Source organism: Glycomyces sp. NPDC047010, assembly GCF_040644205.1.
Classification (GTDB): Bacteria; Actinomycetota; Actinomycetes; order Mycobacteriales; family Micromonosporaceae; genus Glycomyces.
On record NZ_JBEYVY010000012.1, the window covers coordinates 193,378 to 215,983 of the forward strand.

17 protein-coding genes are annotated in these 22,606 nt (G+C 70.3%); 5 read left to right on the forward strand and 12 right to left on the reverse strand.

Going from position 1 to position 22,606, the window contains the following annotated elements; all coding sequences use genetic code 11:
* Nucleotides 1-98: 98 nt before the first annotated feature.
* The 7 genes from AB0A65_RS23055 to AB0A65_RS23085 all read right to left on the reverse strand — a co-directional run bounded on the left by AB0A65_RS23055 (nucleotide 99) and on the right by AB0A65_RS23085 (nucleotide 10,439).
* Nucleotides 99-1,817, reverse strand: a complete 1,719-nt coding sequence (locus AB0A65_RS23055; protein WP_359954258.1) for an AIPR family protein — start codon at nucleotides 1,815-1,817, stop codon at nucleotides 99-101.
* Nucleotides 1,814-5,125, reverse strand: a complete 3,312-nt coding sequence (locus AB0A65_RS23060) for a DUF87 domain-containing protein (protein WP_359954260.1) — start codon at nucleotides 5,123-5,125, stop codon at nucleotides 1,814-1,816. Before AB0A65_RS23060 ends, AB0A65_RS23055 begins: the two co-directional genes overlap by 4 nt.
* The gene (locus AB0A65_RS23065) at nucleotides 5,122-5,811 is read right to left on the reverse strand and encodes a hypothetical protein (RefSeq protein WP_359954262.1); all 690 of its coding nucleotides are present in this window, start codon (nucleotides 5,809-5,811) and stop codon (nucleotides 5,122-5,124) included. The genes AB0A65_RS23060 and AB0A65_RS23065 overlap by 4 nt, the downstream gene beginning before the upstream one ends.
* A gap of 262 nt (nucleotides 5,812-6,073) precedes the next feature.
* Nucleotides 6,074-6,466 (reverse strand): hypothetical protein, encoded by a 393-nt coding sequence (locus tag AB0A65_RS23070; protein ID WP_359954264.1) that lies wholly within the window; start codon nucleotides 6,464-6,466, stop codon nucleotides 6,074-6,076.
* A gap of 106 nt (nucleotides 6,467-6,572) precedes the next feature.
* Nucleotides 6,573-7,394: a formate dehydrogenase accessory sulfurtransferase FdhD gene (gene fdhD, locus AB0A65_RS23075; protein ID WP_359954266.1), complete on the reverse strand. Its 822-nt coding sequence runs from the start codon at nucleotides 7,392-7,394 to the stop codon at nucleotides 6,573-6,575.
* A gap of 112 nt (nucleotides 7,395-7,506) precedes the next feature.
* Nucleotides 7,507-9,831 (reverse strand): FdhF/YdeP family oxidoreductase, encoded by a 2,325-nt coding sequence (locus AB0A65_RS23080; protein WP_359954268.1) that lies wholly within the window; start codon nucleotides 9,829-9,831, stop codon nucleotides 7,507-7,509.
* 236 nt (nucleotides 9,832-10,067) lie between these two features.
* Nucleotides 10,068-10,439 carry a hypothetical protein gene (locus AB0A65_RS23085; RefSeq protein ID WP_359954270.1) on the reverse strand — a complete coding sequence of 124 codons (372 nt, stop codon included), beginning with the start codon at nucleotides 10,437-10,439 and terminating at the stop codon, nucleotides 10,068-10,070.
* Between the two features lie 28 nt (nucleotides 10,440-10,467).
* On the opposite strand from AB0A65_RS23085, the gene AB0A65_RS23090 reads away from it, so the two are divergent.
* Together AB0A65_RS23090 and cutA are read left to right on the forward strand one after the other, a co-directional pair.
* Complete coding sequence (locus AB0A65_RS23090; protein WP_359954272.1) at nucleotides 10,468-10,773, forward strand: cellulose binding domain-containing protein; 306 nt, start codon at nucleotides 10,468-10,470, stop codon at nucleotides 10,771-10,773.
* A gap of 56 nt (nucleotides 10,774-10,829) precedes the next feature.
* Nucleotides 10,830-11,162, forward strand: coding sequence for a divalent-cation tolerance protein CutA (gene cutA, locus AB0A65_RS23095; protein WP_359954274.1), 333 nt, complete (start codon nucleotides 10,830-10,832; stop codon nucleotides 11,160-11,162).
* 89 nt (nucleotides 11,163-11,251) lie between these two features.
* On the opposite strand, the gene AB0A65_RS23100 is transcribed toward cutA, so the two are convergent.
* Nucleotides 11,252-13,162: a glycoside hydrolase family 3 protein gene (locus AB0A65_RS23100; protein WP_359954276.1), complete on the reverse strand. Its 1,911-nt coding sequence runs from the start codon at nucleotides 13,160-13,162 to the stop codon at nucleotides 11,252-11,254.
* A 204-nt stretch (nucleotides 13,163-13,366) separates the two neighbouring features.
* On the opposite strand from AB0A65_RS23100, the gene AB0A65_RS23105 reads away from it, so the two are divergent.
* Entirely contained in the window at nucleotides 13,367-15,748 is a 2,382-nt protein-coding gene (locus AB0A65_RS23105) for a xyloglucanase (protein ID WP_359954278.1), read from the forward strand.
* 56 nt (nucleotides 15,749-15,804) lie between these two features.
* Here the strand turns inward: AB0A65_RS23105 and AB0A65_RS23110 are convergent, their stop codons facing one another.
* Both AB0A65_RS23110 and AB0A65_RS23115 read right to left on the reverse strand, forming a co-directional pair.
* The gene (locus AB0A65_RS23110) at nucleotides 15,805-16,701 is read right to left on the reverse strand and encodes a CPBP family intramembrane glutamic endopeptidase (protein ID WP_359954280.1); all 897 of its coding nucleotides are present in this window, start codon (nucleotides 16,699-16,701) and stop codon (nucleotides 15,805-15,807) included.
* 110 nt (nucleotides 16,702-16,811) lie between these two features.
* Nucleotides 16,812-17,390 (reverse strand): helix-turn-helix domain-containing protein, encoded by a 579-nt coding sequence (locus tag AB0A65_RS23115; RefSeq protein WP_359954282.1) that lies wholly within the window; start codon nucleotides 17,388-17,390, stop codon nucleotides 16,812-16,814.
* Between the two features lie 86 nt (nucleotides 17,391-17,476).
* Here AB0A65_RS23115 and AB0A65_RS23120 point away from each other — a divergent pair, with 86 nt between their 5' ends.
* Nucleotides 17,477-18,358, forward strand: coding sequence for an NAD(P)H-binding protein (locus tag AB0A65_RS23120; RefSeq protein ID WP_359954284.1), 882 nt, complete (start codon nucleotides 17,477-17,479; stop codon nucleotides 18,356-18,358).
* Nucleotides 18,359-18,396: 38 nt separating this feature from the next.
* Here AB0A65_RS23120 and AB0A65_RS23125 read toward each other — a convergent pair whose 3' ends face one another.
* Complete coding sequence (locus AB0A65_RS23125) at nucleotides 18,397-19,974, reverse strand: ricin-type beta-trefoil lectin domain protein (RefSeq protein ID WP_359954286.1); 1,578 nt, start codon at nucleotides 19,972-19,974, stop codon at nucleotides 18,397-18,399.
* Nucleotides 19,975-20,128: 154 nt separating this feature from the next.
* Entirely contained in the window at nucleotides 20,129-21,313 is a 1,185-nt protein-coding gene (locus AB0A65_RS23130) for an aminotransferase class I/II-fold pyridoxal phosphate-dependent enzyme (RefSeq protein WP_359954288.1), read from the reverse strand.
* Between the two features lie 149 nt (nucleotides 21,314-21,462).
* Here AB0A65_RS23130 and AB0A65_RS23135 point away from each other — a divergent pair, with 149 nt between their 5' ends.
* The gene (locus AB0A65_RS23135; RefSeq protein ID WP_359954290.1) at nucleotides 21,463-22,560 is read left to right on the forward strand and encodes an FAD-dependent oxidoreductase; all 1,098 of its coding nucleotides are present in this window, start codon (nucleotides 21,463-21,465) and stop codon (nucleotides 22,558-22,560) included.
* Nucleotides 22,561-22,606 lie beyond the last annotated feature (46 nt).

The following is a 22,606-nucleotide window of genomic DNA, read 5'->3' on the forward strand; positions in this document are numbered from 1 at the left end:
GGACGACTGCCCAAACATTCAAGTAGATCGATGTTAAGGCAAACATCCACCCGAAGCAACCCGAACCGGCCGTCGAATACCGACCGGCCGAAACCGGACTACTCGACGCCCGCGGCCTCCTTCAGGAACCGCTCCGTGAATCCCTTTGTCCGGGCGAGGGCGCTCAGCCGCTGCTTGGTCGACTCCGCGTCGGTCATCCGCTCCAGCCGCCCCACCATCAGGCTGACCAGCCGCTCGACCTCATCGCGGTCCCAGATCTGCGCCAGCAGCCCTTCGCAGTAGCGTTCCGCCTTGGCACGGCCCGGCGGGAGCTTCGCCCCGCCCGCGAACTTCGCCACTACCGCGGCCATCAGCATGAACCGCGCCGGGCGCCACTTCGCCTCGACCCGGTTGTTCCGGAACAGCCATTCGACCTGGTACCAGGCGGCGGCCGCGGTGTAGTACGCGATCGCGTGGCCCTCGGGATGGAAGATCCGCACGCCGGGGTCGCGGCGCAGCTTCGCCGTCCGCGTCGCCTCGAAGGCGTACCCGCGGAACACCGAGGCGTACGCCTGGACGAGCTGGTTCTGCTTCACCACCCTCGTCATCGTCACCGAGCGCGCGTCGTACTGGCCGCTGCGGCGCTCGTAGTAGAGGTCGCGGGGCGCCTTCCGCGTCAGGAAGAAGTCCTCGATCTCGCGGTGGATCTGCCGGTTCGCGCGCAAGTCCTCCGCGGGGATCTGCGTCTGGCGGTTCGTGGCGACCGTGATCGTGTCGGACATGACCTCGTCCTCGGTCTCGATCACGGTCAGTTTCAAGTGGACGTCGTCGGTGAGCTGGTCGCGGTGCTCGAAGAGTACATGCCCGGTCTGACATCCGTTGACGATCTGGAAGTCGCTCATGTGGCACTCGGAGCCCGAGATGTCGAAGCTCCGCGCGATCACCGTGATCCCGTTGTTGAGCACCACGAAGCGCTTGCGTTTGACCGGATCTGCGAGCGTCTCGGCGATCCCGCTGTTGACCTCGTTGGACTCCCCTTGGAAGTCCCGGATGTTGTCCTCGAACAGGAACTTCCGGATGCTGCCGCCGTTGTCGACCAGGAGCCGCTCCACGAACACCGACGCCGGAATCGTCCCCATCCACGCCTCCTTGACACCGGCGATGGCGGGGATCGCGACCTTGCTGGGCCACTCGAACGCGACGTTGATCTTCCGCCGGGACCGCTGGTACAGCTGGTTCAACCGCCGCCATCCGACCGCCTCGAACCGGACCGAGTGGAACCGCCCCAGCCCGTCGAGCGCGGCCTCGGCCGACCGGCACTTGCCCTCCAGGTCGTCGTTGGCCTCGTCTCCGCAATGGACGTACCGGACTTCGAGCCGCGGGCTGTGGTCGGGGAGCTTCTGGTGGTTGTCGTAGATCAGGCCGAGCGCCTCGTGCAGCTCCTGGACCTCCGGCGAAGCCGTGTAGGCGATCGGGGCCCGGCCGCAGATCTGAAGCAGATTGTCGGCCAGGTCGGACACGACCTTGCCTTCGTACGTCTGACTCTGCTTGGCCTGCAACACGATCACGACCACGTTCATCTCGCGGCTCGACTCGACCGCGCCCTTCACGCCGTCGAGATCGCTGAAGAGGTCGCCGTTGATGACGATGCCCCAGGCGTCCACGCCGAGGTCGTTCCCGCCGCCGGTCCGATGCTGCTCGGCGTTGAACTCGTCCTCGTGGAACTGGTGCAGCACGCAGTGCGCGGCGAACGCCTCGAACAGCTTCGCATCGTCCAGATCGGGCAGTTCCGCCTTCTCTCGGAACGCGGCGACCCGCTCCCGAATGATCTCGTTCACTCGCCCGGCTCCTCACCGGTCCGCCCGACCGCCGCCAGGATCTCCTCCGCGGTCGGCGCGGTCGACGGGTGGTACGTAAGGCACATCGGCACGTCCACGCGGTCGGTCGGAGTTCCGTCCGCGGCCATGTAGAACTGACCCGCGGAGAGCCGGGCGAGGTCGACCGAGGTCCCGGCCTTGTCCTGCGCCACCCCCACTGCCGCCGCGATCTGCGCCGGGGCGTTGATCCGCCCGTACCAGTGGGTGCCGCAGTTGCCCACTATCTTGTTGTGGATCCCCTTGGGCGCCTGAGTGGCGAACAGCATCCCAAGGCCGTACTTGCGGGCCTGCGACGCCAACGCAAGCGTCGACGCCAGGCAGATCGTGGTCCCCGAGGAGGGCGCCAGCGTCTGCGCCTCGTCGAGGACGAGCAGCCCGGACAGCGGCCGGTCTCGCGCCGGATTCCGCTTGGCCCAGGAGAAGAGCGCCATTTCGAGCAGGTTCACGAACCCCTGCTGCTGCTCCTCTGTGGGCAGCCCAATGAAGTTGACGACCGAGATCCGTGCCCGCTTGCCCGGTGTGGGCGTGAGCAGCACGCTCGGATCCAGCGACGGGCCGACGCCGCCGAACACGCGGTCGTTGATCTTGGCCGCGCGGAGCGTGGAGGCGATGCGCACCGCGATTTCGGGCGCCTTGATGATCGAGCTGGCATCGTCGGGCAGGTTCTCGAGGAACAGCAGGAAGCCCTCGAAGTCGGAGCTGCCGTCGCGCGCGTAGGCCACGAGCGCCTCCTTCAGTACGGCCTTCGCGTGGTCGTCCTTCGGTGTGGCCCTGCCGATCCGCGCCCGCGGTACGAGGGAGTCCACGGCGGTGACCACCGCAGCTTCAAACTCGTCCGAGTCGTCGAGTACAGCCGCGAAATCCGGCAGCGGCTTGAAGCTCAGGGGTCGCCCCTTGATGCGTCCCGGGGTCCATACGACGGTCTCGACGGTCTCGTGGTACCGCTCGGCCCAGGCCGCGTCGCCGTCGAGCCAGTGCTCGGGCGGTTCGGGCCAGGCCAGGCCGAGCCGGGACAGGTCGTTGTTCGGGTCGAGGACGATCGAGGAGACGCCTTGGAGCGCAGCCGCTTCGATCATCCGTCGTAGTAGGACGGTCTTGCCCGAGCCGGAGCCTGCGAAGACTGCGGTGTGCTTGGCCATGGCCTTGAGGTCGGCGTACACACTGCCGCCGTCGAGCCGGCGCCCGATGGCGGGAGCCTTCGGGGCAGGGAGCTGGTACTTCAGCACCTCGGCCATGCCGACCTGGCCGACCGCGGAGTTCCCGATGGAGCCCACCCTGCTGGTGGCGCCCTCGCCCATCGCCCCGACGTTGATACTGCCGCCGGTCGCGGTCGCGCGGGCGTGGGCCGTCGGGAGCGGGATGGTGAGGAACCGGTGGTCCCCGGCAGAGCTGGTCTGCGTCTCGCTCGTGCCCCGGACGATGGAGACGCCCTGCGACGCCACCGGTGCGGCCACCGGGATCTCGACCGGGTCGCCGAACACCGCTCTGAGCAGGTATGTGCCCGAGGCGGGTCGGCGTCGCTGGAGCCAGTCCCCGAAGCCCGGGATGCGCAGTGCTTCCATCCGGTGCAGCGCGAAGAACACCTTGAGGTCGTTCTCGGAGGCCAGGATCTCGGTGCCGTGGCGTCCGAAGCGGTCGACCAGCTCAAGGACCTGGGAACCGGATGACCAGCGCCTCCAGCTGTCGGCGGGCGCGGTGACCCACAGGATGCCCCGCGCGTCCTCGACGGGATCGGCCTCGCCAAGCTTGGCCCAGGCGTACAGGCCGCGGACGCGCGAGAGCACGGCGTTGCCGTTGCCGGTGGCGAGGGCGCGGAAGGACCAGCGCCGGGGGCGCGCCTCGGTCTTGTCGTGGACCTCGACGTGGAACCCTTGCCGCTCCCCTACCGACTGGATCACCTTGAACTGCTCGGGGTCTCGTCCCGACTCGGTCCTGTAGGCGTTCAGTCCCGCGAGCAGCCAGGGGCGCAGCAGGTGGAACTCGGCGCTGGAATCGGTGACCTTCGTCAGGTCGGCCTCGGCTTGGAACCGCTCGAACTCGTTGTCGAGGTCGACCAGTGGGAGCTCGATGATCCTCGGCCCGGGACTGACCGGCGCCGCGTCCTCCAACTGCTCGATCTCGGTCACCGCACCGGCGGCGACGCAGGAGCGCAGGTGCGCATTGACGGTTCGAAGCAGTTGGCGCGGGTTGAAAGTGACCGCGTTGCCGAGGCTCTGCTCCGGGAACGGGAAGCTGGGGTACGGCGGTACGAATCCGGCATCGTCGTAGACGGGCGTCAGGATCGCCGCGATGAGTGCGGCCGCGGTCGTTTCGTTCGGCAGATAGTGGTCGAGCGGGACGACGGGTTCGAATCTCTGGGTCACCGTGGCGACGGTCGAACGTTCGAACTCCTGCCAGGTGCTTTCGAGACACGCGAGGATCACGGTGGTACGCCGGGTCTCGTCGCGGACGTCCACCAGGTTGACGCCGAGCATGTCGAGGAGTTGGCTGGCGCCTTCGCGGTGCCGCTCGTCGGTGCTCGATTTCGACGCCCTGACGATGTCGTCGACCTGGTCCACCGCGATCACGGTGGCGCCGCATCGCGACATGAGGTGGGAGAGGTCGCGGACGACTTCCTTCGGAGGCTTCGGGTTCGAGCGGGTGATGCCGAGGTCGGGATCGACGTCCACTTCTCCGCCGGTGAGGTACTCCTCGCCGAGGTCCGAGGCATGCTCGTCGCGCGAGTGCAGGAGGAGCAGGCCCCGCAGGGTCTTCCGGGTGCCGCCGAGGGTCGAGTCCATCTCCCTGACCGCTTCGATGAACCGGCTGACCGACTCGACGTCGGGCTGCCGGTCGTTCAGGATGCGCCGCATGACCTTTTCGGACACGTTCGCCTGCTCGCCCAGCGACTGGATGAGGTGGGCGAGACCCGTGGTCGACTTGCGGTGGGGCATGTTGAGCGCGTATAGGTAGCTGCCGACGAGGTTCGGCCAGAACTTCTCGAAGTGGAGGATGTTCAGCCGTACGAAGAACCCTCCGTGCTCCTGTACGGCGATGCGGGCCTGGCCGAGCAGGTGGCTCTTGCCCCGGCCGCCCTCACCGACGATGGGCAGTCCGTAGACGCTCGACTTGGCGCTCCGCTCCGCCAGCTCGATCTGCGCTTCGATTGCGCGCATGGCGGTCTCGTTGATGCCCTGCACGTGGGGGCGGGCGTGGTCGTCCCAGATGTCGTCGGGCGTGACCGCGAAATCGCCAGGCGCCCTTCGCAGGGCTTCGAGTGCGTCGCTCATCGCACCTCGATCCCTATGAGGTGGCGGTACTCGCCGCCGACCCAGACCGCGGCGGCGCGGTCGGCATCGGTGAGGGTCTTCTGGTTGGCCTCGGGGATGAGTTGGATCTTCCGGGCGATGAGAAGCTCCTGGAGGGACTTGTCGACCTCGGAGTGCTCCTCTCCGTCGAGGTGCTTGCGGAGCGCGGCCAGCGGGATCCAGCTCGCCTGCTCGCCGGACAGCTCGCGGTAGGATGCGACGATCCGCTCGCCGAGCGACTGCGGCTCGGCGTCGGCCTCATCGGTATCGACCGTCTCGTCCGTCTCGACCTCGACTGCTTCGACCTCGGCGGCCTCGTCCGCGTAGATGTCGGCGAGCTCGATTCCGGTCTTGCCCATGTGCACTGCGATGTCGCGGATCACGGCCCAGAGGATCCGGGCGGTGCGGTTGCTGAGGCCGGTCTGACCGGGTTCGGAGAGGGCCTCCCGGGCGGCCCTCCAGCCTGCGTCGGTGAGTTCGTACTGGTAGGGCCGCACGCCCTTGTCGACCGTGATGAGGCCCTTCTTCACCAGTGGATCGCGCATGTTGCCCTCGACCTTGTCGTAGCCGAAGGCGACTCTGAAGACGCCGGTGTCACCCGCTCCGCGCAGGTGGACGAGTGAGAGCAGCAGGTTGATCTCGGGGACACTGAATGCATTGTCGGACATAGAAGATGTTCCGTTTCAGGCGCAAGCGAGGGTGGGAGGAATACAGGCACACTACCGTCCATTCCTCCATTTGTCAGCCCCAGAAGTTGATCTTGACCTGCGGTAAGATCCCTATTCGACAATAATCGAACGCATGTATGACCATGCGCCGCATGCATCCAGTGGGACCCGATCCCGACAATTCGGCTCAGGCCCACAATAGAGGTGAAATCATGGTGCATGGATTGATCGATCCATGCACCCTGACTCACTCATTCAATCGCTATCGAATTCGGTGCCGGGACTCCTGGTAGGCGGATATGGCGCGGTCTGCAGTATGGAAGCGATTGCGGAAGCCGTTGTCGCGGATGGATTCACTGAGTTCCCGCAGGGAGATCCCGCGGCGGGCGAGGGACTGGGCGAGCCAGAGCTGCCAGTCGTCGGTGGCTTCGATGCGTCCGACCGTGCGGGCACTCCAGAGCGGCATCGGGCTGCGGCCCTTCACGTGCGGGTTCGAGTAGTGCTGCTCGGGCCGGGGCAGGAAGTCGCGGATGGCGGACTCGGTCCAGCCGCGGGTCTTGAGGATCGGCTTGGTGATCCACACGGTCGACTGTGGGCGGCCGTTGGGGCGCTCGGGTCGGGTCTTGCGGTGCTGGATCTCGGTTTCGTCCAGCACGACTCGGGTTCGGTTCTGCGGCTTGCACATGGTGTCCCCCGTTCAGGTGTTTCCTGCGGGAGAGATTAGTTACCGATGAGTAGATCTTGGGGGAGACACGCCGGGGTCAGTTGACTCGGTCGGGATGCGTGTAGAGGTTCATGGTGTCACCGCGGACGAAGCCCGCGAGGGTGAGGCCCGATTCGTCGGCGAGGTCGGCGGCGAGGGAGGAGGGGGCGGAGACCGCGGCGAGGATTGGGATGCCGGCCATGACGGCCTTCTGGACGAGTTCGAAGGAGGCGCGGCCGGAGACGGCGAGGACGTTGCCGCGCAAGGGGACGAGTCCCTGCTGGAGAGCATGGCCGATGACCTTGTCGACGGCGTTGTGGCGGCCGACGTCCTCTTTGGCGGTGACGAGTTCGCCGTCGGCGGTGAAGAGGGCGGCGGCGTGGAGGCCGCCGGTCTTGTCGAAGATCTTCTGGGACTTGCGCAGTCGCGCGGGGAGGTCGGCGAGGATGTCGGCGTCGACGACGGTGGCGTCCTCGGCGAGGTCCCAGACGGCCTTGATGCGCACGTCTTCGAGGCTGTCCTTGCCGCAGACGCCGCACGCGGAGGTGACGGTGAAGTTGCGCTTGGCGGACTTCGCGGGCGGCTCGACGCCTTGGGCGAGGGCGATGTCGAGGAGGTTGTAGGTCTGCTCGCCGTCGGCGTCGACGCCCGCGCAGTAGCGCATGGTCAGGATGTCGGCGGGCTTGGTGATGACGCCTTCGGACAGGAGGAAGCCGGTGGCGAGGTCGAAGTCGTCGCCGGGGGTGCGCATGGTGACCTGGAGGGATTCGCCGCCGACGCGCAGTTCGAGGGGCTCCTCGACGACGAGCGTGTCGATGCGCCCGGTGCGTTCGCCCCCGGCGAGGCGGGTGGTCTTGCGGCGGACGGTCACGCGGCCCATGGTCGTTCCTTAAATAGCCTTCAGGCGGCTTCAGCTCGGATTCAGGTGGTCGGTGCTTCTCTTGCCTGCATAGCTCGACGGGGGCCGGGGCCGCAAGGGCCGCGGTCGAAGGTCACGGCGGAGAGGGGGCGGTCGCGTCGGCGGAGCTGTCGGGCTCGAAGCGGACGACGATGGACTTGGAAGTGGGGGTGTTGCTGAACTCGGCCACGGAGTCGAGCGGGACCAGTACGTTCGTCTCGGGGTAGTACGCGGCGGCGCAGCCGCGGGCGGTCGGGTAGTGGACGATCTTGAAGTGCGGGGCGCGGCGGTCCCCGTCGGACCATTCGCTGACGAGGTCGCAGTAGTCGCCGTCGGTCAGGCCGAGTTCGGCGGCGTCGTCGGGGTTGACGAGCACGACGCGGCGGCCGTCGTGGATGCCGCGGTAGCGGTCGTTGAGCCCGTAGATGGTGGTGTTGAACTGGTCGTGGCTGCGCAGGGTCTGGAGCAGCAGTCGGCCGGGGCCGGCCTCGGGCGAGGTCACCGGGTTGACGGTGAAGTTGGCTCTGCCGGTGGCCGTCGGGAAGACGCGTTCGTCGCGCGGCGCGTGCGGGAGGGCGAACCCGCCGGGGACGCGGGCGCGGGCGTTGTAGTCGGTGAAGCCGGGGACGACCCGTTCGATGCGGGCGCGGACGCGGTCGTAGTCGGCGGTGAAGTCCTCCCAGGGCGTGTCGTCGGTGTCGCCGAGGACGGCGCGGGCGAGACCGGCGACGATGGCGACCTCGCTGCGCATGTGCGGGCTGAGCGGGGCGACGCGGCCGTGGGACGAGTGGACGATGCCCATCGAGTCCTCGACGGTCACGAACTGCTCGCGGCCTCCGGGCGCGTCGACGTCGGTGCGGCCGAGGGCCGGGAGGATCAGCGCGCGGGCGCCGGTGACGACGTGCGAGCGGTTGAGCTTCGTGGAGACGTGCACGGTGAGGCGGCAGCCGCGCATGGCGTCCTCGGTGGTGGCCGTGTCCGGGCTGGCGGAGACGAAGTTGCCGCCCATGGCGAAGAAGACCTTGACGCGGCCGTCGCGCATCGCGCGGATCGTGTCGACCGTGTCGAGGCCGTGGTCGCGGGGCGGCTCGAAGCCGAACTCGGCGCCGAGGGCGTCGAGGAAGCGGTCGGGCATCCGCTCCCAGATGCCCATGGTGCGGTCGCCTTGGACGTTGGAGTGGCCGCGCACGGGGCAGACGCCCGCGCCGGGGCGGCCGATGTTCCCGCGCAGGAGGAGGAAGGAGACGATCTCGCGGATCGTGGGGACCGCGTGCTTGTGCTGGGTCAGGCCCATCGCCCAGCAGACGACGATCTTGTCGGCGGCCAGGACCATGGCGAGGAGGCGTTCGATCTCGACCGGTGACAGGCCGGTGCGGCGGACGGTCTCGGCCAGGACGGCTTCGTCGTCGCCGTCCGCGTGGTGGGCGGCGAAGGCGTCGAAGCCGTGCGTGTACCGGTCGATGAAGTCGCGGTCGAGCACTCCGGGAGCCTCGGCCTCGGCCCGCAGGAGCATCCGGTTGAGGTGGCTGAACAGGGCGAGGTCGCCGCCGACCTTGATCTGGAGGAACAGGTCGGTGAGGTCGGTGCCGCGCCCGGCGAGCCCGCGGGCGGTCTGCGGGTTCTTGAAGCGCTGGAGCCCGGCCTCGGGCAGGGGGTTGACGGTGGCGATCTTCGCCCCGGCGCGCTTGGCCTTCTCCAGGGCCGTGAGCATCCGCGGGTGGTTGGTGCCGGGGTTCTGGCCCGCGACGATGATCAGGTCGGCCTGGTACAGGTCGTCGAGGAGGACGCTGCCCTTGCCGATGCCGATGGTCTCGGCCAGCGCCGACCCCGAGGACTCGTGGCACATGTTGCTGCAGTCCGGCAGGTTGTTCGTGCCGAGTTTGCGGGCGAAGAGCTGGTAGAGGAACGCGGCCTCGTTGCTGGTGCGCCCGGAGGTGTAGAACGCGGCTTCGTCGGGGCTGTCGAGGGCGGTGAGCTCACCGGCGATGAGCGAGAAGGCGTCGTCCCAGGTGACGGGCGTGTAGTGGGTGGCGCCTTCGGCGAGGTAGACGGGTTCGGTGAGGCGGCCCTGCTGGCCGAGCCAGTAGCCGGACTTGTCGGCGAGGTCGGCGACGGGGTGGGCGGCGAAGAAGTCGGGGCCGACGCGCAGGCGGGTGCCTTCTTCGGCGACGGCTTTAGCGCCGTTTTCGCAGAACTCGGCGGGGTGGCGGTGGAGGGGTTCGGGCCAGGCGCAGCCGGGGCAGTCGAAGCCGTCGGTCTGGTTGACCTTGTGCAGGAGCGGGAGTCCGCGTTTGATCCCGGCCGCGGAGCCGACGTACCGGACGGAGTTGAGGACGGCGGGCAGGCCGACGGCGTGGTCCTTCGGCGGGTGGACGGTGGGCGCGTCCTGCGCCGGGTCGGTTTCGCGAGCCTTGCTCATCGGGCCAGTGTAGGCCGGGCGGTTGCGGAGCATGGCGGAACGAGGTCGCGGCGGGGTCTGCGGGGGCCGCGGCGTGCGGGGGCGCGCCGCGGGCGCGCCGTCGCTCGGAAGGGTGGTGACGAATCGTCACGAGTGCGGATGAAGTCCCAGTTCATCGGGTATCGGGGCGAATCATCGCGGACCGTTCGGGCACTTGTGTGCAGGTAGGCTGAGCCGTGCGGATCGACGCGCGTCCTCTACTGCGGACCCGCGAGGGCGTCCTCATTGGAAGGCGGTCGGATGCACAGGTCGGAAGCGGAACCCCCGGGTCGCGGGCGCCTGCACGGGCGGCTGCTCCAGATCCTGGGGGCGTTCTCGGGCGTGGTCGCGCTGATCGCCATGTGGCAGCTCGGGGTGTTCGGCGGGGGTTCGGACCGCGAGCCGGTGAGCGCCGTGGACGGGCCGACGACGGAGTGGCCGTCGGCGGCGGCCGAGGAGAGTTCGAGCGCGGCGGCGGTCGCGGAGACGGCGAGCTCGGCGTTGGAGACGCCGTCGGAGTCGGTGTCGGAGGAGGGGCCGTCCGAGTCGTCTTCGGAGGCGCCGACGACGGCCGCGGCGCCGTCGGACACCGAAGCGCCGCAGGAGGAAGAGGGGACCGTGGAGGGCGCCGCGTGCGTCGCGTACCTCTCGGTGGACGAGTCGTGGCAGGACTCGATCGACGTCTCGGTCGAGGTGGTGAACGTCGGGGACGAGCGGCTGGCGTCGTGGGCGATCGACCTCGATTTGGACGATGTGGACATCTACCACTACTGGAACATGGACGACCTGGGGCGCGGCTGGTTCGGGTCGAAGAACTGGAACGGGAAGCTCGACCCCGGCGAGGACGCGGTGACCGGTTTCCAGGCGGAGATCGACGGCCGCTACGACCTGCCCGATTCGGTGTCCTGCACGGCGTACGAATAGTTTCCCGCCGGGCCGCTCCGGGCGATACCCTCGTGCAAAGCGGTTTGGAGGCGGCTATGACCGAGTTCGAGCACGTCCAGGTGGTCACGACCACCGATTCTGCCGAGTCCGCGACCTTGTTGGCGCGCACCGCCATCGAGGCCCGGCTGGCCGCCTGCGCGCAGGTCTTCGGGCCCCTGTGCAGCATCTACTGGTGGGAGGGGAAGGTGGACACCGCGCAGGAGTGGCGGGTGGTCCTCAAGACGACCGCCGCCGCCTACCCCGACCTGGAGGCCCATCTCAAGGCCGGTCACGGATACGAGGTCCCCGAGGTCGTCATGCTCCCCATCACCGCCGGGAACCCCGAGTACCTGGAGTGGATCGACGCCGAGACCGCCGGCCGCGCCTGAACTGTCGGACCCCGCGGGCACACTTGCCGCGACCGGTGGAAGCCGAGGCCGTGCCGCCGCCATGCGCCGGGCGGCGGCACGGACGAAGGTCAGGCGGTCTGGAGTCCGAAGCCGAACACGAAGAGGGGGTCGTAGCCGGGGTCGCCCACGTTGAGCGGCTCGTCGTCGGTCCGGTGGGGCCAGGTCACGGGGAGGCGCCCGCCGTAGGGGGTCGCGCCGAAGAGCGGGTCCGCCACACCGGCGCCTTCACTGCCTGGGAGCCAGGCGGCGACGAGTGCGTCGACGCCGTCGAGGTGCGGTTCGATCTCGATGGGGCGTCCTGAGACGACGATGACGACGCAGTCGACGGCGCCGCAGACGGCCGCGATGGCGGCGGCGTCCGCTTCGGAGACGGCCATGTCGTGGTCCCCCGCGCCCGCGTCGCCGACGCCTTCCGCGTAGGGGTCCTCGGCGACGACGACGATGCCGACGTCGGCGCCTTCTATGGGCTCGGAGGCGTCCTCGCTGAAGGTGACCGCGGCGTCGGGGGCGACCTCCTGGATGCCCGCGAGGATCGTGGTGCCTTCGGTGGGCGGGTTGAGCGACCCCTGCCAGGAGGCGGTCCAGCCGCCGGTCTGGCGGCCGATCGAGTCGGCGCCGGAGCCGGCGACGTAGATCGACTCCTGCCCCGTGAGCGGGAGGAGGTCGCCGTCGTTGCGCAGCAGGGTCTGCGAGGCGGCCGCGGCTTCGCGGGCGACCTCGCGGTGCGCGTCGGAGCCGATGTCGGCGGCGCCGCTAGTGTCGGCGTCGGGGTGCTCGAAGAGGCCGAGGGCGAACTTCTGGGCGAGGATGCGGGAGACGGCGTCGTCGATGCGCTCGACACTCACGCCGCCGGACTCCACTTCGGCGAGGAGCGCGGTGATGAACGCCTTGTACTCGAAGGGGACCATGACCATGTCGACCCCGGCGTTGATCGCGGTGCGGACCGCTTCGTCGTAGTCGGTGCTGAGCTGGTCGAGGGCCTGCCAGTCGGAGACGACGAACCCGTCGAAGCCGAGCTCTCCCTTGAGGACTTCGGTGATGAGGTACTCGTCGGCGTGGGCTTTGACGGGGCCGCCGCCGAGGTCGGTGGAGGAGAACGAGGCCATGACGGAGCCGACTCCGGCGTCCACGGCGGCTTGGAAGGGCGCCAGGTGGATCGAGCGGAGCTCGTCCTCGGTGAGGGTGGTGACGCCCTGGTCGAGGAGGTAGCCCTCGGTGGTGGAGGAGCCGTAGGCGGTGCCGCCGTCGCCGACGTAGTGCTTGGCGGTGGCGAGGACGCTGGTGTTGGCGGCGAGGTCGTCGCCCTGGTAGCCGTGGACGACGGGCCCGGCGTACTCGAAGGCGAGGCCGGGGTCCTCGCCGTAGGACTCGTAGGTGCGGCCCCAGCGGCTGTCGCGGGCGACGCACACGCACGGCGCGAACGTCCAGTGGATGCCGGCGGCGCGGGTCTCGGCGGCGGTGACGGCGGCGGCGCGACCGGCGAGGTCGGGGTCGTGGGCGGCGCCGAGGCCGATGTTGTGGGGGAAGACGACGGCGCCGGGGATCGCGGTGTTGCCGTGGACGGCGTCGATGCCGTACATGAGCGGGATGCCGAGGCGGGTGTCGAGGGCCTGGGCCTGGTGGCCGTCGATCATCGCGGCCCATTCCTCGGCGGTGGAGAAGAGGGCTTCGGAGCCGCCGTTGAGGAGGGAGCCGATGCCGTACTCGGCGACGTCGGTCGGGTAGGGATCGACCGCGCCGACGGTCACCTGGGTCATCTGGCCGACCTTCTCCTCGATCGTCATGCGGGAGAGGAGGTCGTCGACGCGTTCGTCTATGGGGAGGCTCGCGTCGAGGTAGTCGCCGTTGCCGTCGGCGGGTCCGTCGTCGGTGCCGGGGACGACGAGGAGGACCGTGACGACGGCGGCCGCGAGCGCGGCGGCGAGCACCGACCAGAGGATCGCGGGACGGCGGAAGAGTGTGGGCAGGCTCGCGCCCATGTGTCGGCTCCTAGAGGGGTGAGCGGGTGGACAAGTCCCAACCGTGTTCCACAGTAACGGAAGAGCGCTCCCACGTCTATGGGCCGTCGATCCGGGGTGTTGCCCTGGGTGGGCGGGGCTGTTATGTTGGGTGTCCCAACTAACCCCTCGGGATCTGGCGGGCCCGGCGGGCCCGGGGTTCCGGCGACCCCTTGAGGAGCACCTGTGCGACGACGCACTTTTGCCGCTTCGCTCGGCGCGGCTGCAGTGGCCGCTGCGGCCGTTCCCGGCACTGCCGCAGCGAAAGCGGGCGGGCGATGCGAGGACCGCTATGCCTGGCGCAACGCCGTGGTCAACGGCGGCGGCTACGTCCCCGGCATCGTCTTCAACGAGACCGAGGCCGGACTCATCTACGCGCGGACCGACATCGGCGGCCTGTACCGCTGGCAGGAGGCGTCCCAGACCTGGAAGCCCCTGCTCGACTGGGTCGGCTGGAGCAACTGGGGGTACACCGGGGTCGTGTCCGTGGCGACCGACCCGGTGGAGCCGCGGCGGGTCTACGCGGCCGTCGGGACTTACACGAACGACTGGGACCCGGGCAGCGGCGCCGTCCTCTACTCGGAGGACTACGGGGAGACCTGGGGCGTGGCAGAACTCCCGTTCAAGCAGGGCGGCAACATGCCCGGCCGCGGCATGGGCGAGCGCCTCGCGATCGACCCGAGCGACAACTCCACCCTGTACCTCGGCACGCCGAACGGGAACGGGCTGTGGCGGTCCGTCGACTTCGGGCGCACCTGGGCGGCGGTCGAGGCGTTCCCGAACGCCGGGAACTTCGTGCAGGACCCGTCGAGCGACTACTCCGACGACAACCAGGGCGTCATCTGGATCGACTTCGACACGGCCGGGGACCGGGTATTCGTCGGCGTCGCCGACCCGGACGACCCGCTGTACGCCTCCGCGGACCGGGGCGCGACCTGGCAGGCCGTCGACGGCGCGGCGGCCGCGCTGGGGCGGGCCGACGGGAACCGGACCATCCCGAAGCAGGCGTCGTTCGACCACGAGAACGGGTACCTGTTCGTGGTCACCGGATGGGACCCCGGGCCGTACAACGGGGCGCCGTCGGCCGGGCGCGGCGGGTCGGTGCAGCGGTTGTCGCTGGCGACCGGCGAATGGACCGACGTGACCCCCGCGTACAACCCGATCGGCACGATCCCCGGCTTCGGCGGGCTCACCGTGGACCGGCGGACCCCGGGCACGCTCATGGTGGCGACGCAGAACAACTGGTGGCCCGATGAGATCCTGTACCGCTCCACCGACTCCGGCGCGACGTGGGAGACCAGCTGGGACTACGTGTGGGACGCGAACTGGTCGTGGCCGCCGGCGCGGACCGACCGGTTCGACATGGACAGCACCGGCAGCGCCTGGTTGAACTTCGGCAACAGCGACGACGGGCCCGCGTACGCCGTCAAGCACGGCTGGATGATCGACGCGCTCGCGATCGACCCGCACGACTCGGACCGGATCATGTGGGGCACCGGCGCCACCGTCTGGGGCACCGAGTCGCTGACGCAGTGGGACGCGCAGGGCGCGCTCGTCGGGTGGGACTCCGAAGCGGGGCACCAGATCGCGCTGCCGGTGGAGCCGTTCACCGTGGCGGTGCGGGTCGAGGGCCTGGAGGAGACCGCGGTGCAGGACATCGCGGCGCTCGGCGGGACCGTCGTCTCGGCGATGGGCGACCTGGGCGGGTTCGTGCAGACGGACTTGGACGCGGCCGGAGTGCAGATCCGGCGGCCCAACTGGACGTCGGGGCGGAGCGTCGACTTCGCGGCGCTGAACCCCGACGTCGTGGTCGGGTCGGGCGATGTGGAGGGCGACGTCGACGGGCACGTCGGGGTGTCCACCGACGGCGGCGCGACCTGGTCGACCACCGTGCGAGTCGAAGGCGTCGCAGGCGGCGGCAACGGCGGGACGGTCGCGGTCGGGGCCGACGGGGCGGTGATCGTCTGGTCCCCCGGGAACGGGACGACCCTGCCGGTGTTCAGCACCGACCTGGGGCAGACGTGGACTCCGGTGGAGGGGCTGCCCGCGGGGGCCGTCGTCCGGGCGGACCGGGCCGACGCGAACCGGTTCTACGCGTTCGCATCCGGGGTGTTCTACCTGTCGACCAACGGCGGGCTCCGGTTCGCCGCCACCGGGGCTTCGGGCCTGCCCGCCGCGGGTGCGGTCGATTTCCGGGCCGTGCCCGGCAAGCGGGGGCACCTGTGGCTCGTCGGCGGCGAGGCCGACGGCGTGTACGGGATGTGGCGCAGCACCGACGGCGGGCGGCGCTGGACCCGGGTGCGGGACTTCGCGGAGGCCGACGCGGTCGGGTTCGGGAAGGCGCGGAACCGGCACGGGTACCCGACGATCTTCGCCTCGGCGAAGGCCGGGAGGGTGCGGGGCATCTGGCGGTCGACCGACGAGGGCCGGAACTGGGTCCGCGTCAACGACGACGCCCACCAGTGGGGCTGGACCGGGAAGGCCGTCACCGGCGACCCGGACGTCTACGGGAGGGTCTACATCGCCACGAACGGCCGCGGCCTGGTCTACGGCGACATCGAGGGCTGAGGGTGAGGACGGGTCGCGGGGCCGGATCGGCTCCGCGGCCCTTTTCATGCGGCGCTTCATCGTCGGCGCCTGACTCGGGCGAGGAGGCCGAACACCGCCGCCGCGAGGAGCACGTAGACCAGGACGAGGACCGCGGCGTCGGGGGCGGGCTCGACCTGCCAGCCGGTGTCGCGGTCGGCGTTGGCGAAGACCAGGCGGTTCACGGTGAGGAACGTCAGGTGCAGCGCGATGCAGGTCCACAGTGAACCGGTGGCGGCGCGGGCGGCGAGGAGCGCCGTGCCGAAGCAGGCGAGCAGCACGATGTAGGTGACCGGGTCCGTGCCCGCAGGTGCGAGGAGGAGGCCGTCCGACTCCTCCCCCAGCAGGGCGGCGGTCGCCGAGGCCGCGGCCGAGGTCGGGAGCATGATGAGGCAGAACAGGACGGTCGTGCCCAGGCCCGCGGCGAACCGGCCGCCGCGGCGGCGCAGCGCGGTGAAGATGTAGCCGCGGAAGACCAGCTCCTCCGGGAGGGCTTCGAGGCCGAACGCGATGAGCGCGTTCAGGGCCAGGAACGCGAGCAGTGACCCCCACTCGACCGCGCCGAAGCCGATCCACCCGGCCGCCGCCGCGGGGATGACGACGAGGCCCGCGGCGCCGCCGGTGATGACGACGCCCATGGTGAACCCGCGGGCGGCGTCGCCCGCCGGGCCGAGGCCGAGGGCGGCGAGGGAGCGCCGGTCGGCTTTCCCGTTGAGCCACAAGATGAACGCGGTGACCGCGAGGCCGACGATCAGTGCGGCGAGGGCCTGCCTGCCGGTGCGGCCGAAACCCCACTGCTGTGCGAGCGCAGTAGAGACGGGTCCGGCGGCGCCGAGCGCGAGTCCCATCGCGGCCCAGGCGGCGAGGGCGCGGAAGGCGATCGATCGTCGGGTCGGGGGCGGTGGCTGGGGCTTCGCTGCCCTGGTCGCGGTCATGGGGTCCACATTCGCACGGCCGTGAGCGGGCCGCATCGGCAGGAAGTCTGAACCTCTCTGCGACGAAGGTCGGGGTTGGAGCGGGGTCCACCCCTGACGAAGGTCAGGGGTCAGGCGCGCAGGCCGTCGAGGACGATCTCCAGGTAGCGGGCGGTCGCGTCGCGGCTGGCCTCGGCCGTGAGTTCGGGCATGCGGCAGGACACGAGGCTGATGAGGTTGAGGAGTTCCGCGCCGCCGATGTCGGCGCGCATCGCGCCCTCGTCCTGGGCGCGGCGGACGGTCCGCTCGAAGCGGTCGAGCCAGGTCATCGTGAGGTCGCGCAGCTCCTCGTCGGCGTCGCGGTGCTCGGCGAGCCAGGGCCGCAAGGCGGAGGCGAGCGCGCCGAGTTCGGGTTCGCCGCAGAAGCGGACGAGGCGCACGAGCGCGTCCCACCCCGTGAGGTCGCCGGGGTCGGCCTCGGCGAGGGCGATGCCGCGGCGGAACATGTCGGCCGCCAGCGCGCGGACGAGGGTGTGCCGGTCGGGGAAGCGGCGGTAGAGGGTGCCGACGCCGACGCCCGCGTGCTGGGCGATCTCCTCCATGGGCACGTCGGGGCCGCGGGCGCTGATGAGGGCGGCGGCGCCCGCGAGGAGGCGTTCGCGGTTGCGGCGGGCGTCGGCGCGCAGTGGTGCTTCTGGGTTCGCGGTCACCCCTCGATGGTACTGGACGATTTTCTTCCGCTTATGCTAGCGTCAATAAACGGATGATATTCTTCCACTTGCATTGGAGACGGCACATGATCCTCGTGACCGGAGCGACGGGCTCCACCGGCAGGCACCTTGTCGCGCAACTGAAAGCGAAAAGCGCGCCGGTCAGGGCGCTCGTGCGGGACTCGGCCAGGGGCGAGGCCCTCGGCGTGGATTGCGCGGTCGGCGACTTCGACGACCCCGCGTCGCTGTCGGCGGCCATGGACGGCGTCGAGCGGATGTTCCTCGCTTCACCTGGGGCGCAGCCGGAGACGGAGGACGGCGAACAGCCGATGGTCCGCTGGGAGCGGAACGCGATCGATGCGGCGAAGGGCGCGGGCGTGCGGTACGTGGTCAAGCTGTCGGTGCTCAATGCGCGCGTCGGGGGCCGGATGTCCGAGGGCGGGCACGGCGAGGCGGAGACGCACCTGAAAGCGTCGGGTCTGGAGTGGACGATGCTCCGGCCGGGCGGGTTCATGCAGAACTTCCTCAGTCCCGCAACGGTCCTGTGGGACGAGCAGGGCGGCCTCATCGGCCCCGACGGGCCGGGGCGGATGGCGTTCATCGACTGCCACGACATCGCCGCTTGCGCCGCGGCCCTGCTCACGGCTGCGCCGGAACCTGGTGCGACGCTTCAGATCACCGGGCCCGAAGCGCTGTCGTACGAGGCGATCGCGGCGCACCTCAGCCGCGGTTGGGGCCGCCCGGTCGGGTTCGACCCGCATTCGGAGGAGGCCGTCGCGGCGCGGCTCCTGGGCTTCGGCCTGGCGCCGCAGCAGGCCGCGGAGCTGGCGTCCCTCTACGGCTCGATGGGCAGCGGGGACTTCCAGGAGGTCACCGGCGAGGTCGAGCGCCTCACCGGGCGGCGGCCGCGCACGTTCACCGAGTTCATGGCCGCGAACCCGGAGGACTTCCCGGGTCTGGAGAAGTAAGGTGAGCGGCCCCGTCGCCGGGGCCGCTCAGCGGGTCACTAGTAGACGCTCGATCCGATCCAGTCGTCGTGGCCGTAGCCGACCGGGTTGGGGTAGTTGCGGGTGGCGGAGGTGATCGCACTGGCCGTCGTACCGCAGGTGGTGAGGATCAGGGACGATTCCCTCGCGGTGCCGTTGAAGCCGATGCAGAGGTTGGAGTGGCCGGCGGGGTGGATGCCGTTCGAGCCGAAGACGAACTCCTGGTTGAGGCCGCCGTGGCAGTCCCAGAGGACGAGCGGGGTGCCCGCCTGCATGCGGCCGCCTTCGACGTCGATGCAGCGGTCGTGGGAGAGCTCGACGTGGAGTGAGCGCTCCTCAGCGTCGTACCAGAAGCCCTGGTTGCGGCCGCCGTGGCAGGTCCAGGAGACCAGGTCGGTGCCGTTGCGGGAGTCGTAGCCCTCGGCATCGACGCACAGGCCCGTGGAGGTGTTCTTCAGGTCCTTGAACTCGAAGAGGCCCTCGTAGAGGACGGCGTTGTTCGTGCTCCCCGGGTCGACGCAGCTCGAGGTCTCCCAGTCGGGGTGCTCGTAGAACTCGGTGATGCACTCCGCGAAGGCGCCGTGCCCGAGGTAGTTGGGGTGCAAGGACTGCCGGAACGCGTTCTCGGAGGGCAGGACCCCGACCTCGACGTACACGCCGCGCGCCCAGGGCTGGGCCTCGCACACGCCGTGGCCGTCGAAGAGGCGCTGCGCGTTGAGGTACCGCGCGCCCTTGCCGAGGGCCGCGTCGCGGACGCCGTCCTCGAAGAGCGGCACGGCCTTGTTGCGCGCGAAGGCCGCGTCGGCGAGGTAGAGGAGGCAGCCGCCTGAGTACCAGCCGGGGAAGTCCGGGTTGTCCTCGACGTCGGGGCCGCCGGGGCTGGGGTAGGACATGACGACCAGGTCGTAGTCCGTGCCGAGGTACCCGGCGTCGGTCATGGTCTGGCGCACCGCGTCGATCGCGGTCTCGACGCCGTCCTGGGTGACCTCGACGCGCGCGGCCCAGTCGTCGGTGTGCTCGTCCCAGCACGGGCCGAGGAAGAGGATGCGGTTCGTGACGCACTCGGTGGCGGTGGGGCCGAACTCGATGCCGCCCTCGTCGTTGGCGCCCACGACGATCCACACGAGTTCGACCTTGGTGTTGCGGGCCTTGATCGCGAGGTTGTCGCCCTGGTTGAGCTCGTCCCACTGGTGCTCGCCGGAGCCCTCGACGAGGTGCGGGGAGGCGCCGCCGGAGCAGGAGACGTTGTACTGGACGTCGCTCTCGATGCCGGTGCGGAAGAGCGCCTGGTCGTAGGAGCGGTCGCACCAGTTGCCTTCGCGGTGCGTGTTCGGGTCGTAGTTGCCGACGCCCTCGCCGGAGATCTCGCTGTCCCCCATGGAGACCAGGGAGGTCTGGCGCTGGTCGAGGGGGCGGATGCCGGGGGTGCCGTAGAGGGCGGTGGCCTCGGAGGCGCGGATCGCTTCGAGGTTCGCGGGGAGCGGGACGATGTCGGGGCGTTCCTGGGCTTGGGCGGGAACGGCCGCGGCGGACAGGGTGAGGGTGGTCAGCGCCGCAGCGAGGATCGCTGCGGCCCAACGTCTCCGGGGAGTGGACATGGCGGTCTCCGGTTCAGAGGCATGGCCTAAACATGGATGGACGTCAATGGCCCGTAGTCAGGAGACTACCGTTACCCACCGGTAATGTGAAGCTTGTCTGCGTTGTCATAAGTACGTGTTGTCAGAAATGCGTGCCGCCGGATGTCCCCGGGGGTCAGTTCCGGACGGCCGCGGCCATCCGCTCGACCGCCTCGGTGAGGATCTCCGGGGACGTGCCGTAGTTCAGGCGCACATGGCCCTTGCCGCCGGTCCCGAACGGGAGCCCCGAGTTGAGCGCGACGCGCCCGCGCTCCAGGAACGCCGCGGCCGGGTCGTCGCCGAGGCCGAGGGCCCGGCAGTCGAGCCACGCGAGGTACGTGCCCGGCTGCGGGCGGTACCGCACGGCGGGAAGGTGCTCCGCCAGGAGGCGGGCGAGCAGGCGGCGGTTCTCCGCGAGGCCCGCGAGGAGCGCGTCGAGCCACGGCCCGCCCTCGCGGAACGCCGCGGTGTGCGCGATCGAGCCGAGGTGGCTGATGCTGCTCGACATCTTCTCGGGCATCCGCTCCAGGTCGGCGACGGCCGCGGTCCCGGCGATCGCGACGGCGCCGCGCAGCCCGGGGAGGTTCCAGCCCTTGGCGGCCGAGGTCAGCGCCAGGCCGGTCTCGCCGCCCTCCGCGGTCAGGTACGGCACGAAGACCGTGCCGGGGCCGACGAGCGGCCCGTGGGCCTCGTCGGAGACGACGCGCACGCCGTAGTCGGCGGCGAGGCGCGCCACCCGCTCCAGTTCGTCTCTGGTGTGGACGGTCCCGGTCGGGTTGTGCGGGTTGCACAGCAGGTACGCGGCCTTCCCGCCGCGCCCGAGCGCCAGCTCGAAGGCCGCCGCGAGGGCCGCGAAGTCGATGCGGTGGTCGGGGCCGAGGGGCGCCTCGATCACCTTGCGGTCGTTGAAGACCGGGAACGCGTGGAACGGCGGGTACACGGGGCTGTTGACGACGATCGCGTCGCCGGGCCCGGTGACCGCCTTGAGCATCTCGACCACGCCGAGCATGATGTCCGGCACCGTGCGGATGCGGTCGCGGTCCAGGTCGGTCCAGTGCCAGCGCTCGGCGGCGAAGGCCGCGACGGCGTCGGCGTAGCCGGTGCCGGAGGGGTAGCCGGTGTCGCCCGCGGCTACGGCGTCGGTGACGGCCTTGGCGATGGGTTCGGCCAGGTGGACGTCGAGCTCGGCGACCCACAGGGGCAGCACGTCGGGGTCGTAGTGCCGCCACTTCTCGCTGGTGCGCTGGCGGAGCTGATCGAGGGTGAGCTGCCGGAGCGGGTCGCCGGGCAGGTCGGTGGAGGCATTGGTGGTCGCGCTCATGCACAGACGGTATCGGAGTTCTGGCGTCGTGTCACCTTGTGCGGCAGGGATCTCCGCCGGTGGCCGGGGTCACGCGCAGCCTCCTTGTAGTTCGTACTGCGAACTATTATGGTTCGTAGTACGAACTACTTTTCGGAAGAGGCGGGATCATGACCGAGCAAGGCAGGACCGTGGCGGTCGTCGGCGGCGGGTACGGCGGCGCGGCCGTCGTGAAGGCACTGGACGAGCACGCCGACGTGGTGCTCATCGAGCCCAAGGACGCGTTCGTCCACGCCGCGGGCGCGCTCCGCGCCCTCACCCGGCCCGAGGAGTGGGCCGAGCAGATCTTCTTCCCCTACGACGGGGTCCTCAAGCGCGGCAGCCACCTCCGCGAGTACGCCGCTGGGGTAGACGCGCAGGGCGTCACCCTCGCCTCGGGCGGGCGCGTCGACGCCGACTACATCGTGCTCGCGACCGGCTCGGCCTACCCGTACCCGGCGAAGACGCGGACCGATTCGACCGCGGAGGCGCTGGCCCACTTCAAGGAGACCCACGCGGAGCTGGCCGGGGCCGGGCGGGTGCTCATCGCCGGGGCCGGGCCGGTGGGCCTGGAGCTGGCCGGGGAGATCCGGGACGTGTGGCCCGCCAAGCGGATCACCGTCGTGGACCCCGGCGCCGAACTCGTCCCCGGGTACGCCGGGGAGTTCCGCGCGGAGCTGGTGCGCCAGCTCGCGGAACTCGAAGTGGAGGTGCGCCTGGGCGCGGCCTTCGACGCGGAGCCGGACGTGGAGCCCGGCCGGGCCGGGGACGTGCACGTGACGGTGGGCGGCGAGCGCGTGGAGGCCGACATCTGGTTCCGCGCCTACGGTGCGAGCACCAACTCCGGGTACCTCGGCGACGGCCTCGCGCCGCTCAACGGGCGCGGCCAGGTCCCGGTCACGGCGAAGCTCAATGTGGACGGCCACGCGAACGTGTACGCGGTCGGCGACCTCACCGACGTGGCCGAGGAGAAGCGGGCCGGGGCCGCCTCGCGGCACGCGGAGGTGGTGGCCGCCAACATCATCGCGCAGGTCAATGGGGAGGAGCCGGTCGAGGAGTACCGGCCGAACCCGATCCGGGTGATGCTGCTGCCGCTCGGGCCCGAGCACGGCGTGGGGCAGGTGCCCTCGGAGGAGGGGCCGGTCCTCATGCCGGTCGAGCAGGTCGCGCAGTGGAAGGGCCGGGACCTGATGAACGGTCGGTTCGCGGACATGTTCGGCGGGGCCTGAGGCTCGGCTGATCCGCCCCCCGTCGCCGCTGCGCGGCGGGGGCGCC

Excerpts from the sequence above, each read along its gene's own strand:
- cutA (WP_359954274.1), top strand. The coding sequence starts at position 10,830 with ATGACCGAGTTCGAGCACGTCCAGGTGGTCACGACCACCGATTCTGCC.
- AB0A65_RS23120 (WP_359954284.1), top strand. The coding sequence starts at position 17,477 with ATGATCCTCGTGACCGGAGCGACGGGCTCCACCGGCAGGCACCTTGTC.
- AB0A65_RS23130 (WP_359954288.1), bottom strand. The coding sequence starts at position 21,313 with ATGAGCGCGACCACCAATGCCTCCACCGACCTGCCCGGCGACCCGCTC.
- AB0A65_RS23100 (WP_359954276.1), bottom strand. The coding sequence starts at position 13,162 with ATGGGCGCGAGCCTGCCCACACTCTTCCGCCGTCCCGCGATCCTCTGG.
- AB0A65_RS23065 (WP_359954262.1), bottom strand. The coding sequence starts at position 5,811 with ATGTCCGACAATGCATTCAGTGTCCCCGAGATCAACCTGCTGCTCTCA.
- AB0A65_RS23060 (WP_359954260.1), bottom strand. The coding sequence starts at position 5,125 with ATGAGCGACGCACTCGAAGCCCTGCGAAGGGCGCCTGGCGATTTCGCG.
- AB0A65_RS23110 (WP_359954280.1), bottom strand. The coding sequence starts at position 16,701 with ATGACCGCGACCAGGGCAGCGAAGCCCCAGCCACCGCCCCCGACCCGA.
- AB0A65_RS23135 (WP_359954290.1), top strand. The coding sequence starts at position 21,463 with ATGACCGAGCAAGGCAGGACCGTGGCGGTCGTCGGCGGCGGGTACGGC.
- AB0A65_RS23080 (WP_359954268.1), bottom strand. The coding sequence starts at position 9,831 with ATGAGCAAGGCTCGCGAAACCGACCCGGCGCAGGACGCGCCCACCGTC.
- fdhD (WP_359954266.1), bottom strand. The coding sequence starts at position 7,394 with ATGGGCCGCGTGACCGTCCGCCGCAAGACCACCCGCCTCGCCGGGGGC.
- AB0A65_RS23125 (WP_359954286.1), bottom strand. The coding sequence starts at position 19,974 with ATGTCCACTCCCCGGAGACGTTGGGCCGCAGCGATCCTCGCTGCGGCG.